General features: G+C 58.8%; 7 protein-coding genes. 5 read left to right on the top strand and 2 right to left on the bottom strand.

The annotated features are described in order from the left end of the window. A partial coding sequence (locus tag ACQZ6D_RS12915) for a hypothetical protein (RefSeq protein WP_212509344.1) occupies positions 1 to 203 on the top strand: 203 nt, incomplete at its 5' end. A 101-nt stretch (positions 204 to 304) separates the two neighbouring features. On the opposite strand, the gene hutC is transcribed toward ACQZ6D_RS12915, so the two are convergent. After that, positions 305 to 1,030 carry a histidine utilization repressor gene (hutC, locus tag ACQZ6D_RS12910; protein WP_025595286.1) on the bottom strand — a complete coding sequence of 242 codons (726 nt, stop codon included), beginning with the start codon at positions 1,028 to 1,030 and terminating at the stop codon, positions 305 to 307. A 48-nt stretch (positions 1,031 to 1,078) separates the two neighbouring features. Then, positions 1,079 to 2,425 carry a formimidoylglutamate deiminase gene (locus ACQZ6D_RS12905; protein WP_448729978.1) on the bottom strand — a complete coding sequence of 449 codons (1,347 nt, stop codon included), beginning with the start codon at positions 2,423 to 2,425 and terminating at the stop codon, positions 1,079 to 1,081. Positions 2,426 to 2,540: 115 nt separating this feature from the next. On the opposite strand from ACQZ6D_RS12905, the gene hutI reads away from it, so the two are divergent. The 4 genes from hutI to hutU are packed head-to-tail and all read left to right on the top strand — an operon-like array spanning position 2,541 to position 7,822. Beyond that, positions 2,541 to 3,800 (top strand): imidazolonepropionase, encoded by a 1,260-nt coding sequence (gene hutI, locus ACQZ6D_RS12900; RefSeq protein ID WP_448729977.1) that lies wholly within the window; start codon positions 2,541 to 2,543, stop codon positions 3,798 to 3,800. Then, positions 3,797 to 5,332 (top strand): histidine ammonia-lyase, encoded by a 1,536-nt coding sequence (gene hutH / locus ACQZ6D_RS12895; RefSeq protein ID WP_065660391.1) that lies wholly within the window; start codon positions 3,797 to 3,799, stop codon positions 5,330 to 5,332. The genes hutI and hutH overlap by 4 nt, the downstream gene beginning before the upstream one ends. Before the next feature lies 1 nt (position 5,333). Next, on the top strand, positions 5,334 to 6,152 hold the full coding sequence (gene hutG / locus ACQZ6D_RS12890; protein ID WP_065660392.1) for an N-formylglutamate deformylase: 819 nt from the start codon (positions 5,334 to 5,336) through the stop codon (positions 6,150 to 6,152). Further along, a complete protein-coding gene (hutU, locus tag ACQZ6D_RS12885; protein ID WP_121557323.1) occupies positions 6,149 to 7,822 on the top strand; it encodes a urocanate hydratase in 1,674 nt (557 codons plus the stop codon). Before hutG ends, hutU begins: the two co-directional genes overlap by 4 nt. The last annotated feature ends 130 nt before the right edge of the window (positions 7,823 to 7,952 follow it).

Raw genomic sequence — 7,952 nt, 5'->3', positions numbered from 1 at the left:
GGAAAACAACAAGCAGTCAGCTCATCAACATGATTTCTTTAGAACGAAAGACTTCGTCGCCAGCAGCGCCGCCGCCCTCGTTCAGTGAGCGGACTTATAAGAGATCACCCTCAAACAAGTCAACACACCAAAATACAAATTCTAAAAAAAACATTCAAAGCATTGATTTTAAAGGGGAGTTTGAAATTAGTCATACAAACTAACAGATTTTAACGTTTCGGAACTGCATGACGGGAGCTAGGGCTTTTCCTACCACGACGAGGGCGCTCTCTTGGGCATTGCAGGCATTGCGCCCTTCCCAGTCTTATTCGGAAGACGGGCTGAAACGGGCGACCAGAGCGTGCGCATTGCCGGGATAGGTGAAGCGTACATATGTGACGGCACCCGAATTGCTCCATGTGCGCCGCTCCACGACAAGGCAGGCCTGCCTGTCGGAGATACCCAACAGGCGTGCCACATCTTTCGAGGGCGTTTCGGCACTGATGCGGTGTTCGGCATTGCTCCAGGGAACATGGCCGAGAAGCCAGGGTCCGGGTGCAATCTCCGTGAAGTCGATTTCAGCGGCATCGGGAACGGTTGCCAGATTGACGAGACGCTGCTCGATGCAGAATTCCCGCGTGCCCGCAAAATGAATGCAGACGATATCGAGCAGCGATGTACCAATGGCAATATCGAGACTTGTCCGATCCTCACGCTTTGCGACACGCTGTGTGCGCTTAAGGACCTTGAAGCCATATTCCAGGCCAAGGGATTCGACTTCCGCCCTGATATCGTGGATTTCGAGAACCGCGGACTGAATCTGCGGCTGGCGAACGAAACTGCCGGATTTCTTGCGGCGCTCGATCAAGCCGGCCTTCACAAGCTGGCCCATGACCTTGTTGACGGTCATGCGGGAGCAATCGTAGTGGGCGGCGAGATCAACCTCGAAAGGCAACCGGTGACCCGGCGGCCATTCGCCCGATACGATCCGGCCTTCTATATCACCGAGGATACGCTGGTGCAGGGTTTGCCCGGCCGATGCTTTCGTCACGTCCGCAATGCCTTCCAACGGCTCGATGTCGTTCCTATCGAGCGCATATCAGCTATCGACAAGTTCGGCCATGACCTTGTTGAAGCGATCCGATATTTCGCGGCGATGGACGTGCCGGCCCGCTTGCACCAGTTTTTTACCGCGCACCCAGACGGTATCGACATGGACGCTACTCGCGAACATCCACTGGTCGAGAATCTGGGATGCCGGAAGATGGGGAATGGCCGAGCAATCAAGCGCGACAAAATCAGCGCTTTTTCCCGCTTCTATCTGATTTTTTGAATCCAGCGCCCTGCCACCGCCGTGAAGCGCCTGCTGGAACAGTTTCTCGCCCGTGGAGCGGCCGGCATCGGCGATGACATTTCGCGCCCGAAGCGACAGGCGCTGCGAATATTCGAGCATCCGCAATTCTTCCGGCACGGAGATCAAAATGTTGGAATCCGAACCGACACCGTAATGGCCGCCTTCCGCGATGAAACCGGGAGCGGGGAAGATGCCGTCGCCAAGATTGGCCTCGGTGATGGGGCAAAGGCCGGCAACGGCACCGCTTTTTGCCATGCGGCGGGTTTCGGCTTCTGTTATATGCGTCGCATGGATAAGGCACCAGCGATCATCGACCGGCGCATTCTGCAAAAGCCACTCCACCGGCCGCGCACCTGAAAAGGCGAGCGAGTCCTCGATTTCCTTGACCTGCTCCGCCACATGAATGTGGATCGGGCCGCCTTTCGCCAGCGGTTCGATCGCCGCCAGTTCTTCACCAGTTACGGCACGGAGACTGTGTGGCGCGATGCCGAGCGTTGCACCCGGAAGCCCATTCACCACGGCTTGGGCGCCCTGCATGAGCCTTTCGTAACTGTCGAGCGAATGGATGAAACGTTTCTGACCGTCTATCGGCGGCTGACCGCCGAAACCGGAATGCGCATAAAATACCGGCAGCAAAGTCAGGCCTATACCCGTTTGCGAGGCGGCGGCACCGATACGTTCGGCCATTTCGGCGATATTGCCGTAATGCGAACCATCCATATCGTTATGCAGGTAATGAAATTCACCGACCCGTCCAAAACCGGCTTCCAGCATTTCCATATAAAGCTGGGCAGCAACCGCCTCGACATGATCCGGTGTCATCGACAGCGCGAATTTGTACATGACCGTGCGCCAGCTCCAGAAGCTGTCATCGGCAGGCCCGCGAATTTCCGCAAGCCCTGCCATGGCCCGCTGAAAGGCATGGCTGTGGAGATTGGGCATGGCTGGCACGATAACGGCATACCGTTCATCCTGCGGCTGCGGAGAAACACCGGTTTCGACGGATGAAACAGCACCGCCCCTGCAATGGATGCGAACATTTTGCACCCACCCGTCGGCCAGAAGTGCTGCGCCCGCGTGAATTACCGTCATGCCACCCTCTCCTCTTGATCTCTTCTGACAAGGCGACGTCGCATACGAAATTGCGGCTTGCCAACGTGATTATTATGTATATACATTTGAGACATAAAAGAAAGGCGAAAAGCAAATGCCAGGGAACAAATATACAAAGGGAATGGCGACGGGTGACACTACCGCATTGTGGCGCAATGCCCGGCTGGCGACGTTTGATCCTACCATGGAAGGCATCGGCGCTATCGAAAATGCAGCCATTGCCATATGCAACGACCGCATCGTCTTTGCCGGCGCTGAAAGCGATCTGCCCGCCGACCTGGCAACGGCCGACGAGATAACCGATTGTGAGAGACGCTGGATCACCCCGGCCCTGATAGACTGCCACACACATCTGGTCTTCGGCGGCAACCGCGCCATGGAATTCGAAATGCGCCTCAATGGCGCGACCTATGAGGAGATCGCCAAAGCGGGCGGTGGTATCGTTTCTTCGGTACGCGACACGCGCGCCCTCTCGGAAGAGGCTTTGGTGGCACAGGCATTGCCCCGTCTGGATACGCTTCTGGCGGAGGGTGTCTCGACCCTCGAAATAAAATCCGGTTACGGTCTTGATATCGAAACCGAACTGAAAATGCTGCGCGTCGCCCGCAAACTTGAGACACTACGGCCCGTTAGAATCGTCACCAGCTACCTGGCCGCGCATGCGACACCGGCCGAATATAAGGGCCGTAACGCCGACTACATTATGGACGTGGTTCTGCCGGGGCTGGAAAAAGCCAATGCGGAGGGACTGGCGGATGCGGTTGACGGTTTTTGCGAAGGCATCGCCTTTTCCGTTGAGGAAATGACCCGGGTTTTCGAGGCGGCAAAACAGTACGGTCTTCCCGTCAAGCTGCATGCCGAACAGCTTTCCAACCTCGGCGGTACGGAGCTTGCCGCATCCTACGGTGCGCTTTCCGCCGATCATCTGGAATATCTTGATGAGGCCGGTGCAGAAGCACTGGCTAAAGCGGGAACGGTGGCCGTGCTTCTGCCCGGGGCCTTTTACGCGCTCCGGGAAAAACAGCTGCCCCCGGTTCAGGCCTTGCGCGATGCAGGCGCTGACATCGCGCTGGCTACCGATTGCAATCCTGGCACCTCACCACTGACTTCCCTGTTGCTGACCATGAACATGGGTGCCACGCTTTTTCGTATGACGGTGGAGGAATGCCTGACGGCGACCACGCGCAATGCCGCAAAGGCGCTCGGCCTGCTTGCGGAAACCGGCACGCTTGAAGCAGGAAAATCCGCTGATTTCACCATCTGGGATATCGAACGCCCGGCTGAACTTGTCTACCGCATCGGCTTCAACCCGCTCCACGCCCGCATTTTCAAGGGACAGAAGGTTTCTCCATGACTATCACGCTTCACCCCGGCAATGTGACCCTTGCTGAACTTGCCGCAATCTACTGGGATAACGGCACAGCGAAACTCGACCGTTCGTTCGATGCCGGCATAAAAAAAGCAGCGGGCCGCATCGCCGAGATCGCCGCCGGCAATGCGCCGGTCTATGGCATCAATACCGGTTTCGGCAAACTCGCCTCGATCAAGATCGACGCAGCCGATGTGGCGACGCTACAGCGTAACCTCATCCTGTCACATTGCTGCGGCGTCGGTGCGGCGCTTCCGGAAAATGTCGTGCGCCTGATCATGGCGCTGAAGCTGATTTCGCTCGGTCGCGGCGCCTCCGGCGTGCGGCTGGAACTGGTGCGGCTGATTGAGGACATGCTGGAAAAGGGTGTCATCCCTTCCATTCCGGAAAAGGGTTCGGTCGGAGCGTCGGGCGATCTCGCACCGCTTGCCCATATGGCCGCCGTGATGATGGGCGAAGGCGAGGCTTTCTATGAAGGTACGCTTCTGCCCGCCGGCGAAGCTCTCACTAGAGCCGGGCTGACCCCGGTCGTGCTCGCCGCCAAGGAAGGGTTGGCGCTGATCAACGGCACGCAAACCTCGACGGCGCTGGCGCTTGCCGGTCTTTTCCGCGCTCACCGCGCGGCACAGGCAGCGCTGATAACAGGTGCGCTTTCCACCGATGCCGCTATGGGTTCTTCGGCTCCCTTCCATCCCGATATTCACACATTGCGCGGCCACAAGGGCCAGATCGATGCGGGGGCTGCACTGCGCAACCTGCTGGAAGGATCCGAAATCCGTGTCAGCCATATCGAAGGCGACGAGCGCGTTCAGGATCCCTATTGCATCCGTTGCCAGCCGCAAGTGGACGGCGCCTGCCTCGATCTTCTGCGACAGGTAGCCCGCACGCTTGAAATCGAAGCCAATGCCGTGACGGACAATCCGCTGGTGCTTTCCGACAATTCCGTCGTATCCGGGGGCAACTTTCACGCTGAACCGGTGGCATTTGCCGCCGACCAGACGGCGCTTGCCATCTGCGAAATCGGCGCGATCGCGCAACGCCGCGTGGCGCTGCTTGTCGATCCGGCTCTATCCTATGGCCTTCCGGCATTTTTATCGAAAAAACCGGGGCTGAATTCCGGCCTGATGATTGCCGAAGTCACCTCCGCTGCGCTGATGAGCGAGAACAAGCAGATGGCTCATCCGGCTTCGGTCGATTCGACGCCAACCTCAGCCAATCAGGAAGACCATGTCTCCATGGCCTGCCACGGCGCGCGCCGCCTGCTACCGATGACGGAGAATCTTTTCGCCATCCTCGGCATCGAGGCGCTTTCGGCGGTTCAGGGCGTTGAGCTGCGTGGGCCATTGAAAACCAGCCCGGAGCTGCAAAAGGCAATCGCCGTGCTGCGTCAGGCGATCCCTTCACTGGAAGAGGACCGTTATATGGCGCCGGATCTGAAGGCGGCATCCGACCTTATTGCGACCGGCGCTCTTGTGTCCGTGATCTCCGACGGCATTCTTCCGAAGCTGGAGGCGTAAGATGCGCGTCTTCGATATTAAAGAAGGCACATCGCCCGTCATTCTCGGCCTGCCCCATACCGGCACCGATGTTCCCGCAGCGATTTGGCAACGCTTGAACGACAACGGCAAGATGCTTGCCGATACCGACTGGCATATTCATGATCTCTACGCGGATCTGCTCCCCGACGCGACGACGGTTCGCGCCACCTTTCATCGTTATGTGATCGATGCCAACCGCGATCCTGAAGGCGTTAGCCTCTATCCAGGACAAAACACCACAGGCCTTGTTCCGGAAACCGATTTCGACGGCAAATCGATCTGGAATGAGGGGCAGGAACCGAATCAGGACGACATCGTCTCTCGGCTGGAAACGTTTCATGCACCCTATCACGCGGCCCTTGCCGCGGAAATCGAGCGGGTTAAGGCCATTCACGGCATCGCCATTCTCTATGATTGCCATTCGATCCGCTCGCATATCCCGTTCCTGTTCGAAGGCAAGCTGCCGGATTTCAACATCGGTACGGATATGGGCAGGACCTGCGACCCAGCCATCGAGACAATGGCGGTCGAAGCGACCGCTGCGGCAGAAGGTTACACCAGCATTCTCAACGGTCGCTTCAAGGGTGGCTGGACGACACGCCACTACGGAAAGCCCGAAACCGGCGTGCACGCCATCCAGATGGAACTGGCGCAATCCACCCATCTAACGACAGAGGCACTGCCGTTTGCCTATGACGACGCCAAGGCCACCAAGCTTCGTATCCACCTGAAAGACATTCTCACGCGCATCGAAACGACTGCGCTGACACTCGCACACACCAAAAGGGGAACCAAATGACCAATCCTCGTCACAATATTCGCGACGTCCGCGCTGCGCGTGGAACCGAGCTGACCGCGAAATCGTGGATGACAGAAGCGCCGCTGCGCATGCTGATGAATAATCTCGATCCTGAAGTGGCCGAGAACCCGCATGAACTTGTGGTTTATGGTGGCATCGGCCGTGCCGCCCGCACCTGGGCGGATTTCGACAAGATCGTCGCGACCCTGCGCGACCTTAACGAAGACGAAACGCTGATGGTCCAGTCCGGCAAACCGGTCGGCGTCTTCCGCACCCACAAGGATGCGCCACGCGTGCTGATTGCCAACTCCAACCTCGTGCCGCACTGGGCGACATGGGATCATTTCAACGAGCTGGATAAAAAGGGTCTTGCCATGTACGGCCAGATGACCGCCGGTTCGTGGATCTATATCGGCAGCCAGGGCATCGTGCAGGGCACCTACGAAACCTTCGTCGAGGCCGGTCGCCAGCACTATAATGGCGATCTCACAGGCAAATGGGTTCTGACCGGCGGCCTTGGCGGCATGGGCGGCGCCCAGCCACTTGCCGCCGTGATGGCCGGTGCCTGCTGCCTTGCCATTGAATGCAATCCCGATTCGATCGATTTCCGTCTGCGCACCCGCTACGTCGATGCCCGCGCCGAAACTCTTGATGAGGCGATGGAGATGATTGAGCGCTGGACCGCCGCCGGCGAGGCAAAGTCCGTCGGCCTGCTCGGCAACACCGCTGAAATCCTGCCGGAAATGGTCCGCCGCGGCATCCGTCCAGACATGGTAACCGACCAGACCTCGGCGCACGACCCGATCAACGGCTATTTGCCGAAGGGCTGGACGATGGCCAAGTGGAAGGATAAGCGCGAGAGCGACCCGAAAGCCGTCGAAAAAGCTGCCCGTGCCTCGATGCGCGAACATGTCGAAGCGATGATTGCCTTCCAGGACATGGGCATTCCGACTTTCGACTACGGCAACAACATCCGCCAGGTGGCAAAAGAAGAAGGGCTGGAAAACGCTTTCGCCTTCCCGGGCTTCGTTCCGGCCTATATCCGCCCGCTGTTTTGCCGCGGCGTCGGCCCGTTCCGCTGGGCGGCACTATCGGGTGATCCGGAAGACATCCGCAAGACCGATGCCAAGGTGAAGGAACTGCTGCCCGACAACAAGCACCTGCACAATTGGCTTGATATGGCCGCCGAGCGCATCGCCTTCCAGGGCCTGCCGGCGCGTATCTGCTGGGTTGGCCTTGGTGATCGCCATCGTCTTGGTCTTGCTTTCAACGAAATGGTCAAGAACGGCGAGCTCAGCGCTCCGATCGTCATCGGCCGCGACCACCTCGACAGCGGCTCCGTCGCCTCGCCGAACCGCGAGACCGAAGCCATGCAGGACGGTTCGGATGCCGTATCCGACTGGCCGCTGCTGAACGCGCTGCTCAATACCGCATCCGGCGCGACATGGGTTTCCCTGCACCACGGCGGCGGTGTCGGCATGGGCTTTTCCCAGCATTCCGGCATGGTCATCTGCTGCGACGGCACCGATGACGCGGCCCGCCGCATAGAGCGCGTGCTGTGGAACGACCCGGCAACCGGCGTCATGCGCCATGCCGATGCCGGTTACGAAATCGCCGTGGAATGCGCAAAAGAGCAGGGCCTGCGACTGCCCGGCATTCTCGGTAACTAAAGAAAAAACTCGGCGCAGTCTTCAGGCTGCGCCGTTTATCTGATCGGGGAAGAGAGCCGCGATCCACCCATCGTACAGTGCCGATAGCGGTGCCGCATCAGTTTCGACGCCGCTGTCGGCGGCCGGTGGA

The organism is Agrobacterium sp. 22-3639C2 (genome assembly GCF_053522105.1).
This window is presented reverse-complemented; position numbering and strand designations above follow the sequence as displayed.

Coding starts and splice junctions, on each gene's coding strand:
- hutG (WP_065660392.1), top strand. CDS start 5,334: ATGCGCGTCTTCGATATTAAAGAAGGCACATCGCCCGTCATTCTCGGC.
- hutI (WP_448729977.1), top strand. CDS start 2,541: ATGCCAGGGAACAAATATACAAAGGGAATGGCGACGGGTGACACTACC.
- hutU (WP_121557323.1), top strand. CDS start 6,149: ATGACCAATCCTCGTCACAATATTCGCGACGTCCGCGCTGCGCGTGGA.
- hutH (WP_065660391.1), top strand. CDS start 3,797: ATGACTATCACGCTTCACCCCGGCAATGTGACCCTTGCTGAACTTGCC.
- ACQZ6D_RS12905 (WP_448729978.1), bottom strand. CDS start 2,425: ATGACGGTAATTCACGCGGGCGCAGCACTTCTGGCCGACGGGTGGGTG.